Annotated in this window: 11 protein-coding genes; 10 read left to right on the top strand and 1 reads right to left on the bottom strand. The window is 64.9% G+C overall.

The genetic code is table 11. From position 1 onward, the window contains the following. Positions 1–109 precede the first annotated feature (109 nt). The 6 genes from L0U82_RS38715 (at position 110) to L0U82_RS38690 (ending at position 4,597) form a co-directional block, all read left to right on the top strand. On the top strand, positions 110–1,021 hold the full coding sequence (locus L0U82_RS38715; protein ID WP_233839109.1) for a peptidylprolyl isomerase: 912 nt from the start codon (positions 110–112) through the stop codon (positions 1,019–1,021). Positions 1,022–1,037: 16 nt separating this feature from the next. Further along, the gene (locus L0U82_RS38710) at positions 1,038–1,841 is read left to right on the top strand and encodes a hypothetical protein (RefSeq protein ID WP_233839108.1); all 804 of its coding nucleotides are present in this window, start codon (positions 1,038–1,040) and stop codon (positions 1,839–1,841) included. 1 nt (position 1,842) lies between these two features. Next, positions 1,843–2,265, top strand: a complete 423-nt coding sequence (locus L0U82_RS38705; RefSeq protein WP_233839107.1) for a hypothetical protein — start codon at positions 1,843–1,845, stop codon at positions 2,263–2,265. A 158-nt stretch (positions 2,266–2,423) separates the two neighbouring features. Next, complete coding sequence (locus tag L0U82_RS38700) at positions 2,424–2,648, top strand: hypothetical protein (protein WP_233839106.1); 225 nt, start codon at positions 2,424–2,426, stop codon at positions 2,646–2,648. Between the two features lie 147 nt (positions 2,649–2,795). Next, a complete protein-coding gene (locus tag L0U82_RS38695; protein WP_442793729.1) occupies positions 2,796–4,154 on the top strand; it encodes a Do family serine endopeptidase in 1,359 nt (452 codons plus the stop codon). A gap of 5 nt (positions 4,155–4,159) precedes the next feature. Further along, the gene (locus L0U82_RS38690; RefSeq protein WP_233839105.1) at positions 4,160–4,597 is read left to right on the top strand and encodes a YbaB/EbfC family DNA-binding protein; all 438 of its coding nucleotides are present in this window, start codon (positions 4,160–4,162) and stop codon (positions 4,595–4,597) included. A 54-nt stretch (positions 4,598–4,651) separates the two neighbouring features. Here L0U82_RS38690 and L0U82_RS38685 read toward each other — a convergent pair whose 3' ends face one another. Next, complete coding sequence (locus L0U82_RS38685) at positions 4,652–5,218, bottom strand: hypothetical protein (protein WP_233839104.1); 567 nt, start codon at positions 5,216–5,218, stop codon at positions 4,652–4,654. A gap of 337 nt (positions 5,219–5,555) precedes the next feature. Between L0U82_RS38685 and L0U82_RS38680 the strand changes: the two genes are divergently transcribed. From L0U82_RS38680 to L0U82_RS38665, 4 genes are all read left to right on the top strand, one after another. Beyond that, positions 5,556–6,293, top strand: a complete 738-nt coding sequence (locus L0U82_RS38680) for a secretin and TonB N-terminal domain-containing protein (protein WP_233839103.1) — start codon at positions 5,556–5,558, stop codon at positions 6,291–6,293. Position 6,294: 1 nt separating this feature from the next. Continuing rightward, on the top strand, positions 6,295–6,843 hold the full coding sequence (locus L0U82_RS38675; RefSeq protein ID WP_233839102.1) for an RNA polymerase sigma factor: 549 nt from the start codon (positions 6,295–6,297) through the stop codon (positions 6,841–6,843). After that, on the top strand, positions 6,840–7,865 hold the full coding sequence (locus tag L0U82_RS38670) for a FecR family protein (RefSeq protein ID WP_233839101.1): 1,026 nt from the start codon (positions 6,840–6,842) through the stop codon (positions 7,863–7,865). Before L0U82_RS38675 ends, L0U82_RS38670 begins: the two co-directional genes overlap by 4 nt. 494 nt (positions 7,866–8,359) lie before the next feature. Then, complete coding sequence (locus L0U82_RS38665) at positions 8,360–21,085, top strand: filamentous haemagglutinin family protein (RefSeq protein ID WP_326489799.1); 12,726 nt, start codon at positions 8,360–8,362, stop codon at positions 21,083–21,085. Positions 21,086–21,295: the final 210 nt, after the last annotated feature.

Genomic DNA, 21,295 nt, shown 5'->3' with positions numbered 1-21,295 from the left:
GTAGCTGTAGCAGTCGCGCCGGTCCGGCGAACCTGCCGGACTGAACGGAAGGTGGTGAACACGTAGTGGTTCTTCGGATGTTCAATCAAGCTGCAAAGGGAGTTGGAAGGTGAAGAAACTGGCAATGGCAGTCAGCAGTCTGGTATTCGTTCTCGGTGCGTCGTCTGCTGCGCAGGCGCAGACCAGCGCGGTGGCGCACGTCACGGTCGGATCGTCGCAGGTGGCGCTCTCGCAGGCGGATTTGACGACCCTGCTGAAATCGCTCGATCCGCAGGTGCGGCAGCAACTGGCCGCCGACCCGAAGAAGCTCGATGAAGTCGTGCGCTCGCGCCTCGCGGTCGAGGCCGTGCTCGCCGAGGCCCATGCGAAGGGCTGGGACAAGCAGGCGAATGTCCAGGCGTTGATCGACGCGTCGCGCCGTGAAGTTATCTTGCGCAGCTACCTGACTTCCGTGAGCACGCCGCCGGCCGACTACCCGTCCGACGACGTGATTCAGGCGGCCTACCAGAAGAACCAGGCGGCCTTCATGATGCCGCGCGCGATGCGGATCGCGCAGATCTACGTCGCGGTGCCGCCGGGCGCCGACGCGGCAACCGTCGAGAAAGCACGGCAACGCGCGGCCGATCTCGCGCGCCAGGTGCACGGCAAGGGCGCCGATTTCGGCGCGCTGGCGCAAGCCAATTCCGATGACAAGGCGAGCGCGGCGCACGGCGGCGACATGGGCTTCGTCGCGGACCCGCTGCTGCTGCCCGAGATTCGCAAGGTCGCCGACGGCATGAAGCAGGGCGACATCGCCGGTCCGATCCAGACCCAGGCCGGATTTCACGTGATCAAGCTGGAGGATCAGCGCGCCGCGGGCGTGGCGCCGCTGGAGGCGGTGAAGCCGCGTCTGAAGGCCGAACTGCGCCAGCAGCGCGCGCAGCAGGACGCCCAGGCCTACATGGCGAAACTCGTCACGTCGGGCGGCGGCGCGACGATCGACGAAGCCGCGCTCGGCAAGGCGCTGGCGGCGGCGCAGTAAAACAGAGGGAAGGGCCATGACCCAGGCATCCGCGCATCGCGTAAGCCGCGCACCGCAAACCGGCGGCAGCACAACGTACCGCAACTCCCCCTCCACCGGCGCGGGGGCCGCGTATGACGGCGCGGACGGCGGGGCGACGCGGCATTCGCACTGCCCGGTGTGTCTAGGCGAGCTGACCCGGGTCCCGGCGGAAGAAGCCGGCGCGCATCAGTTCCGGCACGCAAGCGCCGCCGACGAAGCGCGCTGTCCGCTCACGACGATGTCGTATCAGCCTGAAGACATGACCGTGCAGCACATGCGCGATCTGCTGCTCGAAGGGCGGCAGCGCGGTGCGTTCATTCACAGCGCGATGCGTCACTATCGCGTGATGAAAAAGCTCGCGCCGTCGCTGACGGTGCGGCGTCTGATGTTCCTGGTCGGCTACGCCGATGTGCAGAACCTGTGGTCGTATCCGGGCTTGCGGCAGCACGACCTGCCTTATGTGCTGCTGGTGCTGGCCGGGTTCATCCGTCATCGGGGGACGCAGGGCGAGACCGTCTGGCTGCGTTTCTGCTTCGACGCCAGCGTGCGCGACGTCGGCGATCTGTGGCGCGACACCGGATCGCAGCCAAAGCTGTTCCAGATGGTGTACCGCCCGCCGGTCGACACGCCGTTTCCGACTTCGCGCGAGCTGATCCACTTCACGACGGTGGCGCGCGATGTCCGTTTTCTGGGCGGGGAGGAGCCGTGGGTCAGAGGCGCGGATGTGAAGGAGTTCCAGCAGTTTCTGTCGCGAGGCCCCGCGCATGAGGAGGCACCGTCCGATGCCGGGACGCCGTGATATGAGGTGGCCTCGCGTTGGTCGGCCGACGAGTTCGCCGCGCGCGCTGTTCGTTGCGATGATGCTGATCGCGGCGAGTGGGCATGCGTGGGCGCAAGAGATACCCGCATCGACGTCGGCAGCGGCATCTGCGCCCGAGGCGGCGTCGACAGGCGCACCGTCGAAGCGGGTGTGCGTGAACGTCGAGGTCAACGGCCAGACCGCGCTGTCCTACGATTGCCTGAGCCAGCAATTGGCTCCCACTACGATCCCGGCCAGCGGCGACGCGGATGCGGGCAACATCGCGAAGAGCCTTGCCACCGCGCCGTCGAACCGGGTCGGCACTTTCAATTATTCAGCCGAGAGCATCCGCTTCGGGTCGAACTGGGGCAAGTCGGTGATCCCACAGCGTCCGTCGCCGGTGCCGGTCGTCCCGCCGCGATGAGCACAACATGAATGCGATTAGCGCGGGGTCCGGCATGGCATGCACGCGTCCGCTGCGTGCGCGTCCATGTCCGTGTCGCCATGCGTTAGCCCTGCAGCACGGCCTGGCGATACGCGCAGCAGCACGGCAATGGCAACTCGCGCCCGGGATGTCAGCAGATGTCGAAATTCGTTTTTACGCATGGCGCGTACTACCTCAGCTGCGAGCCGGTGCAGATGCCCGATGGACAATTCGGCGCGATGGTCGTGATCACACGGGCGAGCAACGGCGTGCTGGTGACGAGCCGGCGCTTTCCGGATCCCGAGCGGTTCGAGCGATCCGATCATGCGGTGGGGCATGCGCGGCAGTGGGCGATCGAATGGATCGACCGGTTTGGAGCATGACAGAAGCAGAGCCGCCGCAACCGGGCGGAATTCACGCAAAGATGGAACCGTTGAGGCATGAATATCAAGCGTCGTAACAGAGTAAACAAGAGAGTGAATGAGAGAGTGAACGGAAAGGGGCGCGCGCTCGCGCTGTGCGTCGCGCTCATGATCGGAGCAGGGGTAGCAACCGAGGCGGTGGCGATGGGACAGGACGCCGCCGCGCCGCAACTGGTGATGCCGGACTTCGCGGCGCTCGTGAAGCGCTGCGGCCCGGCGGTGGTGAACATCAGCGTGACGCACGAGGTTGCGCAGATGGGTATCCAGTTGCCGCCGGGCATCGAGCCCGGCAATCCGCTCGCTCCGTTTCTCGCGCGCCGCGTGATCGGCAACCGCGAGGAAATGAGCCTAGGCTCCGGTTTTATCGTCAGCGCCGACGGCTACATCCTGACCAACCGACACGTCGTCGGCGATGCGACGGTGGTCAACGTGAAACTCACCGACAAACGCGAGTTCAAGGGCCGCGTGATCGGCAGCGACGCGCTCTCCGACGTCGCGCTGGTGAAGATCGACGCGGACAACCTGCCGGTGGTCGTGACCGGTAATCCGGAGCGCACCGAGGTCGGCGACTGGGTCATGGCAATCGGTTCGCCCTACGGCTTCGCCAATACCGTGACATCGGGCATCGTCAGCGCGAAGTCGCGCTCGCTGCCGGGCGAAGCGTATATCCCGTTCATCCAGACCGATGTGCCGATCAATCCGGGCAATTCGGGCGGACCGCTGTTCGATCTGAGCGGCCATGTGATCGCGATCAACTCGATGATCTATTCGAAGACGGGCGGCTACCAGGGCCTGTCGTTCGCGATCCCGATCGATGTCGCGCTGGACGTGATGGAGCAGTTGCGCAAGACCGGCCACGTCAGCCGTGGCCGGCTCGGCGTCGCGGTGCAGGAGGTGAGCCAGTCGCTCGCGCGCTCGTTCGGCCTGCCCAAACCCGACGGCGCGCTGATCAGTGTCGTCGAACCCTCGGGTCCGGCGGCGTTGGCGGGATTGCAGCCGGGTGACGTCGTGCTTGCGGTGAACGACATGCCGGTGCATGACTCGGCCGATCTGTTGACGTCGGTCGCGAAGATCCGCCCCGGCAAGACCGTGAACCTGCGGGTGTGGCGCTCGGGTGCCGAGACGCACATCGTCGCCACGGTCAGCGAACTGGACAGCGGTGGCGGCGGCACGGCGAACGCGAACCAGTCTCCGCCGCGGCTCGGCGTGACGGTACGGCCGCTGAGCGCGCAGGAGCAGCAGAAGGTGGGCGTCGACCATGGTCTGCTGGTCCAGCAGGTGACGGGCCGCGCGGCGAACATCGGCCTGAAGGCGGGCGATGTGGTGCTGTCGGTCAACGAGACGCCGGTGACGACGATCAACCAGCTCGCCGACGCGATCCGTCAGGCGCACGGCAACGTTGCGCTGCTGATCCAGCGCGGCGCGTCGCGGCTGTATCTGCCGATCGACCTGGGAGCGAACGGGTGAAAGCGATGAAGAAAACGACCGCGGCGCTCGCGATGGCGCTGCTCGTTGCAGCGAGTCCGTATGCGCGGGCGCAGACGCAGAACGTCCCGCCGCAGTGGCTTACGTATGCGCGCGAAGTGGGCGGGCAGTTCCAGGCGGAACTGGCAAGTGACGACGACACCGCCAACCAGTTCTACTCGTTTCTGGAGAACCGGGTCCTGCATGCGAAGGGTGATGCGCCGCCGCCGGAGATCGTCGTGCGCGCATGGATCGGTGCCGACGGCGCCGTCACGCGAGTGGATTTCGACTCGCTCGGCGATGCGCAGGCCGACGCGACGTTGCGGCAGTTGTTGACCGCGCATCCGATGACCGAACCGCCGCCGGCTGACATGCTGCAGCCGTTGCGTGTGCGCTTGCATCTCGAAGCGAATCCCGACGCCGATGCGCCGGGCGCGACGTCCTGAACGTACTGAATCGTCGCGTTGCCGTCACGGCTTCAAAGCGACGGCTTCAACGCTTCAATACGCGTACGGATTCTCGAAGGCCAACTGCGCGTGTATCACGCTCGCGGGCAGAAAAGCCGGAATGACGAAGCATGCGTTCAGCGCGCAGTTCCACAGCAGCTCGCTGCCCGGATCGCTCGCACCGACCGTCGCGATGAAGTCATGCAGGATGCCCATGCTCCAGGCCAGCAGCAGGAACAGGCCGCTGCCCACCAGCAGGCAGACTTTCAGGTAGTGCAGGATCACCTGGCGATAGCGGATGAACGGCCGGCGATGATGACGCTGGTTGACGGCGACGATCGTTATCGCGTTGGTGAGCGCGATCAGCACGAGCACCGATGGCCAGAACCAGCGCCGGTCGCTGTGCGCGTTGATCAACAACAAGATGCCGATCACGCAGAAAGGTGGCGACACCAGCGTGCCGGCTGTCAACGACAGCAACTGCCACGCTTGCCACGGCGCGCGCCATGTCAGCGGAAAACGCAGGGTCCGCGCGGACCTGCCGCCACGAGGCGTCTGCCACGTGAACAGTATTGCGCGCAGGCCGGCAAGCCATTGTTCTATCAATTCGGTCAACGACATGATGCCCTCGCTCGACGTTGATACCGGACGGGAACAGACAGTAGGAGGACAACGGACATGCACTTTCCATCGAAAAGAGTGTTCTATTCGTATAGACGAATCGGCGCGGCGGAAACCGCACATTTTTTTATGTCGTAATCCGTGTGAAATATGCGTGTGGAATGTGTGTGTGGGTGCGGGGCAGTGTCTGTTGCGATGCGCGCGAGTCCCACCGTTGCTGTCACGAAAAAGTCATCGCGCATTTTTAGTATCGGCGCTTTCGACGGTGTCGCCGTCGGTGTCGCAATCACAACGCCTTAGAAGCGACGCCGCAGTCCTATTTTTCGTGTTCCCTTTCATGACAGGCAGACGGCCCTCCGCCGGTATTCTGGTGCTGGCTGCGTATCTCGCGCTGTGTGCGTTCATGATGCGCAGTGCTCAGGCACAGGATGCCGGCCAGGCAAACCGCACGGTTGCAGGTCCCCAGCATTTTTCCCTGCCGGCCCAGCCGCTTGCCGCGGCACTTCAGACGCTCGGCCACATGACCGATCTGTCGGTGCTGGTGGGCAGCGATCTGCTCGACGGCCGGGTCAGTGCGCCGCTCGATGGCGACTATCTGCCGCGCGAAGCCCTGCAGCGTCTGCTGAGCGGGACCGGACTGCAGGCGAGCTTCATCAGCGAGAACTCCGTGGTCCTGTTGCCCGCTGCCCGCTCGGCTGAGCCAGCGCCGCCAACGGTGGATCCGCACTCGGCACCGCCGGTGGCCGGCACCCAGGTGAAGGGCAACGACTATCTGTCCTATGCCGCGATGATTCAGCTCCGGCTGGCCGACGTGTTGTGCCGATCAGCGCAGACTCGCCCGGGCAGCTACCGGTTGCTGGTGCAATTCCATATCGATGAGTCCGGGATGATCGTGTCGCCGCAGTTGCTGGAATCGACGGGTGTAGCCGCGCGCGATGCCGCGATCGGCGAGGCCATGCGCGGACTGAAACTCGATGCCGCGCCGCCGGCCGGCCTGCAGCAACCGGTGACGATTCTGTTGCGCGAGCAGGACGGCGACGCCGACTGTCGCTCGACCGAAGGGCAAGGGGAATAGCGTGTCAGAGAGCATTCGCAGTTCCCTGAAGACGTTGCTGCTGACGCGCTACAACACGCTATGCAGACGGCTCGAACGGCAGGTCGGTTCGAGGGAGAACGCCGCCGACGCGCTGCAGGAAACGTGGCTGCGGCTGGAGGCGATGTCCGAAGGCACCGCGCCGGTCGCATCCGAGGCCTACCTGATGCGTATGGCCACCAACGCGGCGATCGATCAGTACCGTCGCGATCAGCGTCAGTTGAGCGACGGCGAGGTCGACGCGATGTTCGAGATTCCCGACGAACTGGCGGATCCGGAGCGGATCGTCGCGGCGCGCCGCAAGGTCGATACGCTGAAGTCGGTCGTGCGAGGGTTGTCGCCGCGTCAGCAGGAGATCCTGCAGGCCGCGAGGCTCGAAGGCCAATTGAACCGCGAGATCGCCGAACGGATGGGTATTTCGCTGCGCCTCGTCGAAAAGGAACTAAGCTACGCGCTGCAGCACTGCACTGCGCAGATGCGCGAAATCGCCGCCGAAGAAAAAGGCAATACCAAAGGGCGGCGCAAATTTTGAATACCTTCACGATGACCCAGGCTGACGATTCCCGTGCGGCGATCGAGGCGCACGCCCGCGCGTGGCTGGTCCGCATGCGTTCGGGCAACGCGACGGCCGAAGATGCGCAGGCCTTCCGTCGCTGGTGCGACGAGAGCCCGGAACATGCCAGCGAAGTGCGGTTGCTGAGCGAAACATGGACCGCGCTCGACCAGGTAATGGCCGAGATCGCGGTGGAGGATGTCAACGCGGAGCGTGTGGCCTCCGCACGCCGCTTGTCGGCGCGTCAGCGTACCGGGCGGCGCGCGTTCATCGGCTTCGCGGTGGCGGCGGGGGCATCGTGGCTGGCGGTGCGCCCGCCGCTGGGTCTGTGGCCGGGGATCGGCGAGCTGGCCGCCGACTATCGCACGGGGACCGGCGAGCAGCGCGAGGTCGCGCTGTCGGATCGGGTCGTCGTCGATATGAACACGCAGACCCGGATCAATCTGCTGCCCGCGCGCGCGGGACAGCCACCGCAACATGGCATTGAACTGCTGGCGGGCGAAGCGGAAATCGCGGCGGCCGCGCCGGCGGCAGCGCATGTCGCCGGCGTGAATCCGGTCGTCGTGGTGGCCGGCCCCGGCCGTTTGCTGACGGACGTCGGGCGCTTCAATGTGCGGCTGACTGGAGACGCCGTCTGTGTGACCTGCATGAGCGGTTCGGTCGCAATCGAGCATCCGCGCCAGCAGTTGACGCTGACGGCGCGGCAGCAACTGGTCTATGACGCGCGCAACGTCGGACAGCCGGTCCAGGTCGACACCGACGGCGTGACCGCCTGGCGCCGCGGGATGCTGGTGTTCAATGGCCAGCCGCTGCAGACCGTCATCGACGAAATCAACCGTTACCGGCCGGGCCGGATCATTCTGCGCAATGCGGGGCTGCGCAACCTCAACGTGCAGGCGCAGTTCGCGCTGACTCATCTGGATGACGCGATCGCGATGATCTGCCGGTATGCCGGGGTTCACGCGACACGGTTGCCTGGCAGCATCGTTTTGCTTAGCTGAGCGAGCGCGATTTTTTCGCGGTGTCGGCGGCGGTCTGTTGTGCCGCCGTTTTGCCGCGCGTTTTTTCTTTCAGCGTTGCTGTGTCTTGCCGTGCCGATGACTTCTGTCGGGCGTACGGTCGCGGCTGCGAATCCACCTTTTCCATTCACCGTGCCGCTGCCGCAAGCTCAGGCGTGAGCCGCTGAGCGCGGCATCAGGTTTCGTAGCGAACACAAAAGCCCCGCACGTATCGCGTCAATTCAGCCGTGATCACTGCCGGCCTCGAAATCGTGTGCGGTATCTGGCGATCGGCGTCGTATAGCAAGTAGTGGCGATGATGCGCAGTCAGTGTGCAGTCAGCCGCAACGGGCAGACGTGCCGTGCCGGGTTTTCCGTCGCGCACGTCGCAGGACACGTGCGCGACGAAAAACCCGCACGTTGTCGATGCCCGTATCCGACCAGTTATAGGCCGTTCAACGAGATGGCCGAATCGATTGCTACAGGGGATGTGGTTCATGAGTGCGCGTACACCCAAACGATCAACGCAGACGGACAGGTTTTTCCCATCGGCGTCGCTGACGCTGCGGCCCGTGTGTCACGCGATTGCGCTGATGCTTGCCGCCGGAGCGGCAACCAGTGCCCACGCGGGCCTCGTGAATCTGGCGAATAGCGGTGGCGGCGCGCGCGTGAGCGCCGCGCAGGGCAGCGCGTCCGGTATCGCGAACCTGGGTGTGGGGACGACGCCGGCGCAAGCGCTGCAGGCGAGCCAGCCGTCGATCCGTAATCTGGCGACAGCCGCGCAAGGGATTGCGCAGCAGATCGCGCAGCAGCAGGCGTTGGCCGCGGCGGGACGCGCCACGGCGTCGAACGTGCCGAATGGTCTCGCACCAGGCGGCCTGCAGGTCGCGCCCGGCGTCAGCACGGATACCACCAGCCCAAACCTGTGGATCAACGCGAGCGCGCCGAAGCAGTCGGTCGATGCGAGCGGGCATGTGACGGTCGAGGTCGACCAGACCGCGCAGAACGCGGTGGCCACCTGGCAGACGATGAACGTCGGCCAGCAGACCACGCTGTATTTCAATCAGACGGGCGGCACGCAGACCAACGGCGCGAACAACTGGGTGATCCTGAACCGGATCATGGATCCGTCGATGGCGCCGAGCCAGATTCTCGGCAACATCAAGGCCGAAGGCTCGGTGTTCGTGGTGAACCGCAACGGCATCCTGTTCGGCGCGGGCTCGCAGATCAACGTGCACTCGTTGCTGGCGACCTCGCTCGACCTGCTCAACACGACCGATACGCCGACGCAAAACGCCGCCGACATCGCCAATAGCAACCAGCTATTCCTGAACATCGTGCCGGGTTCCGCGGGCGGGCTCGCGCCGCTTGAATCCATCGCTCAGAGCTCGACGGGCCAGACCGGTGCGCCCAACGAAGTACTCGGCCTCGGCAATCAGGTCAAGGTCTCGTCCGCGAGCGACTATGTGCTGCCCGGCGACATCACGGTGCAGCCGGGCGCGTCGATCACGACGCAGACTAACGGCACGGTCAGCGACGGCGGCTTCGTGATGATCGCGGCGCCGAACGTGACCAACGGCGGCAGCATTACGTCGACCGATGGTCAGGTGATACTCGCGGCCGGTGTAGGCGTGGCACTGCGCTCCAATCCGGCGTCACCGCAGCAGTTTCTGCCCGAGATCAGCGGCAAGCTCGAAATTCCGATCGACCGGTCCGAAAACACGGATATCACGCCGGCGGGCTCGCTGATCAATACCGGCGTGATTCAGGCGGCGCGCGGCACGGTCGATCTGCTCGGCAGCAACGTCACGCAGAATGGCGCGGTGGGTGTAACGACGAGCGTCAACACGCCGGGCACCATCACGATTTCGACGGTCGACGAGAACCCGTCGAATACGCCCAGCGGTGCCGCATATCCGCTGCAAAGCCCGGTCACCACGGTCGAGGGCGGCGGCGCGGACTCGACGAATCGCGCCGGGCTGCTGACCTTCGGCCCGACCTCCGTCACGACGATCCTGCCCGATACCGACGGCACGACGGCAACATCCGCCCCCGGCACGACCTTCACGCCGGGCAGCATCACGATGACGGCGGGCTCGGTCTGGTTCCAGTCGGGTTCGCTGATCGAGGCGCCCGGTTCGAACGTCTCGGTTACAGCGCTCACGCAGGCGCTGGCGCTCGATGTGACGCCGCCCGGCGACACCGCCATTCAAGGCCGCATCTATCTCGACAGCGGCGCGACTATCGATGTATCGGGACTGGACAACGTCGAGCTGCCGATCTCGGACATCCTGCTGACGATCGACCGCATCGGGCAGAACGAGCTTGCGGATTCGCCATTGCTGCGCAATTCGTTTCTGAACGGCTTCAAGAACCTCGTCGTCGATAGCACCTTGACCGGCACGCGCAGCGACGGCGTGCAATGGGTCGGCAGTCCGATTCTGAATCTGGCTTCGTACGCGGCCGATATGCCGCGCACGGTCGGCCAACTGCTCGTCAACGGTGGCTCGATCACGCTGTCGGGCAACGAGGTGATGACGGCCGCAAATTCGTCGCTGAATCTCAATGGCGGTTACGTCCACTACGACGGCGGCATCATCGACACGACCCGTCTCGTCGATGCTAACGGCGTGGTCGTGCCGATCGGCGACGCCAGTCCCTACGACGACTATGTCGGCATCGCCGGTCAGTTCGTCGACAACCATTCGCGCTGGGGCGTGACGAATACCTGGATCAACCCGCTGTTCACGCAGGGGACCTACGAAGGCGACTTCATCGTCGGCGGCAATGCGGGCACGCTCAATCTGTACGCTTCCACGACGCTGGTACTGGACGGCGGTATCGACGCACAGGCGCTGAGCGGTTCGAAGCAGGTGCAGGGCAACGATCAGGCGGTGGGCGGCACCTTCAACCTCGGCGCCGATCCCACGGCGCAATCGGCGGCCACGCTGGCCGCGCTGACGCAGGGCCGCGGCACTTCCGTCGTCATCGCGAGCGGCGAGAGCGGGACTGTGATCCTGCAGAACGAGGCCCCGCAACTGAGCAGCCTCGACCCGGACTTCTCGTTCTCGACGCCGGTCGATACGACAGCGCAGGGCACCCTGTCCGCAACGGACCCGAACAACGTTCTCGCGACCATGGTCGTGCCGACCTCGACGCTGTCGGCCGGCGGTTTTGCGAACGTCAGCGTGACCGAAGACAAGAACGGCGGCAAGGGCTTCGACGTACCGGCCGGCACGGTGCTGCAACTGCAGCCCGGCGGTTCGCTGACCCTGCTCGGGCCGCTGACGTCGAACGCGAACGTGGATGGTCATCTGCTCGTGAGCGGCGGCAAGATCGATATCGCGATGTCGCTGAATAACAGCAGCAGTACCGGGATCGGCAGCGCCGGGCACGGCAACATCACGGTAGGCCCCGATGCGTTGCTCGACGTGTCTGGCCAATGGGTGAACAACGACACGGTCCAGGCGCCCGGCTCGGTCGTCGGCGACAGCGAGTACATCAACGGCGGCAGCGTGACGCTGGCGGCGGGCTATGACGTGGATCTGCTGCCCGGCAGTGTCATCGACGTGTCGAGCGGCGGCGAGATGCAGGCCAGCGGGCAGATGCTGATGAACAACGGCATCGCCGAGGGCAAGGGCGGCAACGTGACGTTGCAGACGATGGTGAATGCGGTCACCTTTCCATCGACGCTGCCCACGGATCCGCTGCTGCATATGGACGGCACGATCCGCAGCTTCGGTTTCTCCGGCGGCGGCACGCTGACGCTGGGCGCGCTCGATATCCAGATCGGTGGCGATGCTGCTTCGGCGCCTGCTTATGCGACCGTGCTGCCGGCGGACTTCTTCTCGCAGCAGGGCTTCGGCAGCTATGTGCTCAATGCGGCGCTGGACGCGACGGTCGCGCCCGGTACGACCGTCGACGTCACGCAGCAGAACCTGATTCCGAACGTGCCGGCGTTGCTGTCGACCGGCAGCGCCGCGAGCCTGACCACGGCGGCCAACGCCGCAACGGATAGCCTGACGACGATCGGCACCATCGACGCCTACGACCGCCAGCCCACCAGTCTGGTGCTGACCGCGGGCGGCTACGCGGCATGGCAGCGCGGCGGCGGCAACATCGGCTTTCCGATTCCCGATTACCTTGGCGTAACGGGCGGTGTGACGATCGGCGAGGGGGCGTCGGTGATCGCCGATGCGGGCGCGCATATCGGGCTGGGTTCGCCGTTGCAGGTGACCGTGCTCGGTTCGCTGATCGCGCCCGGCGGCTCGATCGCGCTGAGCGCGGACGACAGCGGCCCGCTCGTCCAGACCGGTCAGTTCAACGGCTTGACCGGCGCGTCGCTGACGAGCGACAGCAAATCGGTGTGGCTCGGTGCCGATTCGGTGCTCGACGTGTCGGGCGTGGCGCTGACCGATCCCAACGCGGCGCCGGTAGGCAGCGGTCTGGGCCGTGTGATACCGACGACCGGCAAGGTGCTGCCGGGCGGCACGGTGACGATCTCGGACGATACCGGTTATGTGATCGCGCAGGCGGGTTCGCGCATCGACGTGTCGGGTGCATCGGCGAACTTCGACGCGCCGCAGGCGAATGGCCAGTACGTGTCGCAGCCGGTATGGAGCGATGCGGGTTCCATCACGCTGGCGGCCTCGAGTGGTCTGCTGTTCGACGGCACGCTCGACGCACACGGTGGCGCGCCGCAGGCGCAGGGCGGCACGCTGACGATCGCGGCGGACGGGCAGGCCGGTCTGTACACGGAGATCAACGGCGCCACGACGAATCTGCCGGGGGCGACAGCGATCGTGATCCAGCAAAGCGGCGATCTGGTACCGGCCGGCCTCGAGGCCGGACAAAACCTGACCCCGATCCTCGGCGCGCCGGCCGGCCTGCTGCGCTTGGCGGCCGACCGCCTGGACGGCTCGGGCATCTCGACGCTCGTGCTCGGCGGTGGCTTCAGTAGCGCCACTACGCTGGCACAGGGTGTCACGCCGATCGCGTTCAGCGGCAACGTCAATCTGAACCTCGCGCAGGCGGTCGTCATCGACGCGGGGACGGTCGCGGCGCTGAACAGTAACGCGGTCAGCCAGTTGACGTCGACCCTGACGCTTGCCGCGTTGCTGAAGAACGAGGCGAACGGCTTCGCGACGGACGGCGTGACCTCGACCGGTACCGACGTGTCGATTACCGCGCCGTACGTTGCGTTCGTGGGGCCGACGATCGGCAACTCCGCGGTCACGAGCGTCTCTCCGGTCTTCGCTGTCGGCGACGGCGCGCTGAACGTCAACGCGTCGTTCATCGATCTGGAGAATCAGGTCCAGCTGAACAACTTCGGGCAGGCGAATTTCACCAGCAGCGGCGATATCCGGCTCAGTTCGGTCCTTGGCGGCAACGGCAATTCCCTCGCGCCGGGCGTGTTGTTCACGCCGGGCAATCTGACGTTCAAGGCTGCGGACCTGTACCCGTCGACCGGCTCGACCTTCATCATCGACGCAGTGGGTCCTAACGATGCCACCACTGGCACGCCCACACCGACGACCGTGACGTTCGAAGCGAACGGTACGTCGGGTGTACCGCTGTCGGCCGGCGGCACGCTGCTCGTCGATGCGACCGATATCGTTCAAGGGGGTACCGTGCGTGCCCCGGCGGGCAGCCTTATTTTCGGCGTAGGCGACCCGACCGATAGCGGCACGCTGGCGCAGTTCAACTGGGGCCAGGCGGTCTCGCCGCTGGTCGCGACCAACTCGGTCACGTTCGCGGGCGGCAGCCTGACTTCGGTATCTGAAGACGGCACGATCATTCCGTACGGCACCACGGTCGATGGTGTCGAGTGGCAGTTCAATCCGGTGCCGAATCTGGCCGCCGGCCCCGATGTGACGACGCCGCCCGCGAAGTTCATTGGCGCGAACGGCAGCAGCGTGTCACTCAATGCGGGCGCGACGATCGATCTGTCGGGCGGCGGTGATCTGCAGGCGGCCGAGTTTGTGGCCGGCACCGGCGGCACGCGCAACGTGCTGCAGCAGTACAGCGTGAGCTTCGCATCGAATGCGAGCGGCACCGCGATTCCGGTGAATGTCGGCGCATCCAACGTGTATGCGATCGTGCCCGGCCAGCAGTCGCCGGTCTCGGCCTACGATCCGATGTTCGCGCAGAACCTGCAGCCGACGATCAATGCGAACGGTACCCCCGGCACGATCACGAAGAACGATGGTATCGGCCAGGCGGCGCTGAATAGCGCAGTGGGCCAGTCCGTCTATCTGTCGGGCGTGCCGGGTCTGCCGGCGGGCTTCTATACGCTGCTGCCGGGCATGTATGCGACGCTGCCGGGGGCGTTCCGCGTCACGGTGTCGTCGACAGGCGGCACGGTGGCAGCGGGAGCGAGTCAGACCTTGCCTGATGGCACGGTGCAGGTGGCCGGCTACTTCGGCAATTCGCTGTCGGGCACCCGCGCCGCGACACCGACGATCTTCGACGTACAGTCGGGCCCGGTCTGGCAGCAGTACTCGCAATTCACGCTGACGGGCGCCAACACGTTCTTCCCGAGCCTCGCGGCGAGCGCGGGCAACGTCACGCCACAACTGCCGCTCGATGCCGGGCAGCTGGTGCTGTCGGCACAGACTGCGCTGTCGCTGGGCGCGAAGCTCGATACCCAGGCCGGCCCCGGCGGTGCGCCGGCGGAAGTCGATATCGCGTCGCAGGACATCCAGATCGTCGGCAACGGGCAGAGTGCGGGCGAAGCAGTATTGCCCGGCTATCTGCAGATCAGCGCGGACCAGCTCGATGCACTCGATGCGGGCAGTCTGCTGATCGGCGGCAAGCGCACGCAAACGACTAGCGGCATCACGATCGATGCGATTGCGAACAGCGTGGTGGTGTCGAACGATGCGTCGGATCCGCTGAGCGGCCCCGAAATACTGCTCGTCACGAAGACCGATCCGACCGGTGCCGATGCGAACGCGAAGAACGGCCTGCGCATCGATGCAGGCAGTGTGATCGAAGCACAGGGTACTTATCCTGCTGCGAAAGATCTGCCGATCACGATCGGCGCGGTAGCCGGCAGCACCGGCACGAGTGCCGTGTCGGGCGACGGCGCGCTGCTGATCGTGTCGAATGGCGCAGCCGCACCGGTGACGCGACTCGACACCAGTGATCCCACAACGAACCCCGGTCTGCTGACGGTCGGTGCCGGCGCGACGCTCGCGGGTGGTCAGGCGCTGACGCTCGATTCGTCGGGCAGCTTCAGCTTCGATCCGGCTGCCACCTTCACGGGTAACACGATCGCGGTGGACGGCTCCGCGATCACGTTCACGGATCAGACGGGCGCGGCAGCGGCAGCATTGCCGGGCTTCGTGATTGGCGCGGCTCAGCTTGCACAACTGTCGAACACGCAGCAATTGATTTTGCGCAGCTCGGGCGCGATGAACTTCGATGGCAACGTCGACGTGACGTTCGGCCCGAATGTCGATCTGAGCGCGAGCACGTTTGTCAGCAACGGCGGCACGGTCACGCTGAACGGCAACGAAATCGGCTTCACGAATGAAATCGGCGGTGCCCCGACCGCGGGTGCAACCGGCACCGGCACGCTGACGGTCAACGCGAACGAAATCGACTTCGGCACCGGCGACAAGGCAACCTCGGGTTTCATCTCGGCCACGTTCAATGCAACGGGCGGCATCGTCGGCCAGAACACGGGCACGTTCGATTTCGGCGCAATGCCGGTGACGATGAGTGCGCCGGTGTATCTCGCCGATACCAGTTCGAGCCAGAGCATCACGACGACCGGCGCGCTGACACTGAACGCGGCATCCGGCAAGGCACTCGCGTTACAGCCGATCGGCGGCGAAATATCGTTCACGGGCGGCACGCTCAACGATAACGGTGCAACGATCGAAGCGCCGGCAGGCAACGTGAGCCTCGAAGCGACGAGCGGCGATCTGACCATCGGTTCCGGCTCGGTCGTCAGTTCGGCCGGTGTAGCGAAACAGTTCTTCGATCTCGCGGTCTTTGCACCGGCGGGCTCGATCAAACTGACGGCCGATCAGGGCAGCGTGAATGTGCAGTCCGGCGCGACGCTCGACTTCTCGGGTACGAGCCAGGGTGGGGCAGCGGGCAGCGTATCGCTGTCGGCACCGGAACAGGTCGTGAACCTGGACGGCACGCTGAAGGGCAACGCGGCAGCGGGCTACATGGGCGGTTCGTTCTCGCTGAATACCGGCGGTGCAGTCGACCTCGACAGCCTGGCCGCCACGCTGGCGACCAGCGGCGTGAACGACGCGATCGCGGTGGAGACGCATACCGGCAATCTGACGTTGTCTGCAGGTAACACGATCAATGCGCATTCTGTATCGCTGAGCGCTGAAGGTGGCGCGGGCGGTGCCAATGCAACCGGTGGCAATGTCACGGTCAATGGCACGATCAACGCATCGGGCAACGCCGGCGGCGAGATCGACCTGTATGGCAAGAGCGGCGTCGACCTCGAAGGTTCGCTGATCGCGATCGCGTGTCTGCCTGGCGGCGGCGCATGCGACGATCAGCATCTGAACCCCACCCAACGCGGCGGCACGGTCAACATCGGCACGGCCGGCAATGGCAGCACGACGAGCCTGAATTCGACCTACGGGTACGAGAACGTGACGCCGGACCAGTCGGGCCGCATCGTGCTCGGCAGCGATTCGGTGATCGACGTATCGGGCGGCACGGCCGGTGGGCTAACGGGCGGCACGGTGAATATCCGCGCGCCGATCATGACGAACGGTCTGGTCAATGTGAGCGTGGCACCGGATGCGACGATTACCGGCTCGCGCGCGACGACGCTCGAAGCGTATGCGGTATGGAGCACCGACGACCAGAGCACGGTGGCCGCGCAGCACTTCGACGGCATCGTCGATCCGGCGGGCTGGTACGACACCAGTGGCAAGCTGGTGTCGGGCACCTTCACGAGCGCGGATGGTGCGACGACGATTACCTACGACGCGACCACCGGCACGCTGTCGAGCGATCCGGGCGCAACTTCACAGCAGATCGCACAGGACCTGCAGAACCTGCTGCAGAACGATTTCTTCGTGCCGGATTCGACTCAGGTCAATGCCGCGCATCAGGCGTTCTACGGCTTCGTCGGCAACGACGGCTCGACCCCCGGCACGTTGATGAGCTTCGTGCAGGGCGGCGCGCAGAGCGTGGCCAACCAGTTCGCCGGCACGGCGCTCACGGTGGTGCCGGGCATCGAACTCGACAACCCGGATGCGAACATCAACGGCGGGAACATCTCGATCCTGACGCCGTGGAATCTCGGCGCGGCCGGTTCGAACGGCAATCTCGCGTACCGCTTCAATGGTCAGGCGCCGATCATCACGTTCAAGGCGGAGAACAATGTCGACGTGAAGGCGAGCCTGACCGACGGGTTCTTCCAGATCGCCAACCCGCTCGGCGGTGGCGGGGACTTTACGATACCGGCATTGAGCCAATACGGGACTTATACCGCCGCGAATACCTTGTTCAACGCGCCGTCATCCTATTTGACGTACCTGAACAATCTGGGCTACGGACTCGCCAATACGAGCTTTAGCTACGAAGTCGCCCTGTTCCTGCTCCCGGTCCAGACGCCCGAGGTTCTTCCAGGCAGCACCGACAGCGTGCCGCAAGAGTACTACGCGCTTTATTCCGCGTACGTACAGATGTTGATGTCGCCGATACCGGCGTCGCTGGCTAAAGCGGCGGCGGTCAGGCCGAATGACGATTGGCTGGCATTGTTCGGCGCCATGCAGAACTTTTCGGGTCCCGCGACCCCGCCGACTGCACCGTCCATGCACGACGAGGCCACGGACCCGGCATCGTATTTCCTGTATCTCGCGAATTACCAGTCGTATATCGAAACCGCTGTCCTTACCGGGCAGCCGCATATCCTGCTTCCGGACGCGCCTTATCTGCAGAACGTCAACTCGCTTCCCGCGGGGCAGACCTCCGTGCCGGTGCCGACCATCACCGACAACACGCCATCGCCAACCCACGCGGCGGATAATCCGTTGCCTTTGTTGTCGGCAGCGCTGGCAAACGGGTCGAGTTCGAGCTTCCGCATCGTCGCGGGCGCCGATTTCGCCAGCGCCAATCCGCTCGCGGTGCAGGCAGCAGCGGTCGTTGCGAAGACGGCCGGTGGCAACGTGACGCTTGGCGGACAGTTCCAGTATGCCGATCCGGTCGGCGGCCAGATACTCGAGCCGACGATGATCCGCACCGGCGACGGGTCGATCGAAATCGCGGCGGCCAACGACCTGTCATTGTCCGACCCGACGGCACAACAGAACGACGCACAGGCCATTGTCGTGCCGGGCGTCATTTATACAGCGGGTGTACCGGCCGCGGACTCGCCGGCGGTGACTGCATCCGCGGGGTTCCTGAAGCGCGATCCGATTGACGGCCGGCCGGACCTGCTCCTGACTGCGCCCGTGAACCCGGATTCCGCGGGCGATATCACGATCGATGTACAAGGCAATATCAATGGTGTCGAGAACGTGGTCGACACGACGGGTGTGGTGACCGGCGCCGCGGGTACGAACATCAGCCAGTTCTGGACGCAGTGGATGCAGACCGGCAACGCGCTGGGCGCGTCCGGCCAGACCGTCCAGGCGTCGATCAACTTCGGTGCATTCGACCAGGGGATCATGAGCGTCGGCGGCAACGTGACGGTCAACGCGGGCGGCAATATTTCGGACCTCGCCGTTTCGTTGCCCACGAGCTGGTATTTGACCAACGCAAGCAGCAGCGCGCCGACGGTCAACACGGTCGGCGGCGGCAATCTGACGGTGACGGCCGGCGGTGATCTGTTCAGCGGCGACTACTTCGTCGCGAAGGGGACGGGGACGATTACGGCAGGCGGGCAGATTGGTGCCGACTTCACCGTACCCTCGGCGTTTGTTGTGGGCCCACCCGTTGCGGTCACGCCAATTTTCGCGGCGCAAGACGGGGTCTTCAATATCAGCGCCCGGCAGGGGGTGAATATCGGCGCGGCCCTCGATCCGTCGTATCTGTCGGGCGGCGACGGTCAGGGCTATTCGGCGTCTTCGGCATTGAATGTCGAGTCCACCACGGGCGACGTGCAATTCGGCACGCTCGATGTGGAAGCGCTCAAGTCGCTCCGCAATGTGGTGAACACCGTGGCCAGTAACGTGTTGCCCGCCACAGTGAATCTGACGGCGTTCACGGGTGGCATCACGATTGAGTCAGGCGGGTCTCTGTTTCCGTCCGCGACGGGTAATCTGAGCCTGATTGCGGATCAGACCGTCAACCTAAACGCCACAATCAGCGACAACAGCCAACGTCAGAACGCCAATCCGATATTCGGCATGCTGGATCTCGATCCCGCGGCCATGCCGTCGCCGTTGAATCCGGATGCAACGGTGCCGCTGCCGATCGATATCGACTCCGTCGATCACACACAGACGCCGCTGCATGCCGGCGATACGAATCCGGTCAGGATCTATAGTCTCGACGGTAGTATCGTCGACGGGTTTTTCGAGCCGCCGGGACAGGACGGTGCTGGCTTTTACGAACACCTCCTCGGCCTTGCCGTCGACAAACCCGCGCTGATCGAAGCGGGGCAGGACATCGTCAACCTCGTGTTCCAGGGCCAGAATTTCCGCGACGACGACGTCACGCGAATCATCGCCGGGCGCGACATCGTCGATACGCCGCTGACTGCCGACAACAATCGTGTCGCACCGGGTCTGGTGCTGGGCGGCCCGGGAACGTTCGACGTCGAAGCGGGCCGCAACATCGGCCCGTTGACGAACGAGTCGCAAGTCGTCGCGGCCCAACTGAGGAGCGGTTTCGGCGTGCCGTTGACACTCGGCATCGAGACCGTCGGCAATGCGGACAATCCCAATCTGCCGCACGAAAGCGCGAACGTTCAGGTGCTGTTCGGCATCTCGCCGGGCGTCGATTACGCTTCGTTCATTTCGAGCTATATCGATCCGGCCAGTTCGGTGGCGGGCGTGCCGAGCGCGACGCCGGCGCTGATCACGTTCATGGAGCAGTACGACGCGGGGCAGGGCGTCGATACGGGCCTGCAGAAAGACAAGGACGCGGCCGCGCAAAAGGTCGGCACCCTGACGGCGCAGCAGGCATGGACGCAATTCCAGGCGCTGCCGTCTTACGTGCAGCATCTGTTCGCGCAGCGGGTGCTGTTCGATGTGTTGACGGACGTCGGCGAAGACTTCAATAACCCGTCGAGCCCATATTTCCAGAAGTACTCGCGCGGCTATCAGGCGATCAACACGTTGTATCCGGCTTCGTACGGCTACACGGCAAACAATCTGGACGGCGGCACGAACGGCGCGAATGCGCTGGTCGATACCGGCGACCTCGATATCCGCAGCACGACGATCCAGACGCAGCAGGGCGGCAATATCACGATCGCCGGACCGGGTGGACAGGCACTGGTGGGCAGTACGTCCGCGCCGCCGGAGATCGTCGATAGCAGTGGCAACGTGCTGGCCGGTCCCGGCACGATGGGCATCCTGACGCTCGAGCAGGGCGACGTCGATATCTTCACGGACCGGAGCCTGCTGCTCGCGCAAAGCCGCGTGTTCACCGAGCAGGGCGGTGACATGACGATCTGGAGTTCGAACGGCGACATCAACGCGGGTAAGGGGGCGAAATCGTCGGCCGATGAACCGACGCCGATCTATGCATGCGATGCGAACCACTACTGCACGGTCGACGCGCGCGGCGAAGTGACGGGTGCAGGTATCGCGACGCTGCAAAGCGTCCCGGGTGTACCGCCAGGCACGGTCAACCTGATCGCGCCACGCGGCACGGTCGACGCGGGCGACGCAGGCATTCGTGCCGGCAACCTGAACGTGGCTGCGTTGAAGGTGCTGAACGCGGACAACATCCAGGTGACCGGCAAAGCCACCGGTATTCCGGTGGTGGCGGCGGTCGACACCGGCGCGCTAACAGCAGCGGGTGCGGCCACAGCGGCTGTCACACAGATGGCGCAGAATCTGGTGCGCAACAATGCCTCGGGCGTCCCGCAACGTCACTGGACCATCTCGGTTCAGGTCGAAGGCTTCGGCGAATCTCTGGATAACAACAACGACCAGAAGAAGCGCAAGCCGACAACAGTTGGCTACAATCCGTCCAGTTCGATTCTGGTGCTTGGATTTGGCGGAATTGGCGATGCACAGCGGGCTTATCTGACGAACGAGGAAAAGGGCAAAGTGGGCGGCTGACTGATTTCTGGGTCGTTCGCCTCGATACGATATATGGCTTGATCAGCGGCTTCCGGCGTTGATTGTTCCAACCAGGCGGTTGGGACAATCAACGTACGGGGCCGCTTTCTGCTGTATGGAATTTCCACCGGACGCCGTGCGGCTTTTATCGTGACCAATCCACATCGCACACGCGCGGGGAATCAGCGTTGTTGAACTTCGGGGGTATTG

Source organism: Paraburkholderia sp. ZP32-5 (assembly GCF_021390495.1).
Classification (GTDB): Bacteria; Pseudomonadota; Gammaproteobacteria; order Burkholderiales; family Burkholderiaceae; genus Paraburkholderia.
This window is presented reverse-complemented; position numbering and strand designations above follow the sequence as displayed.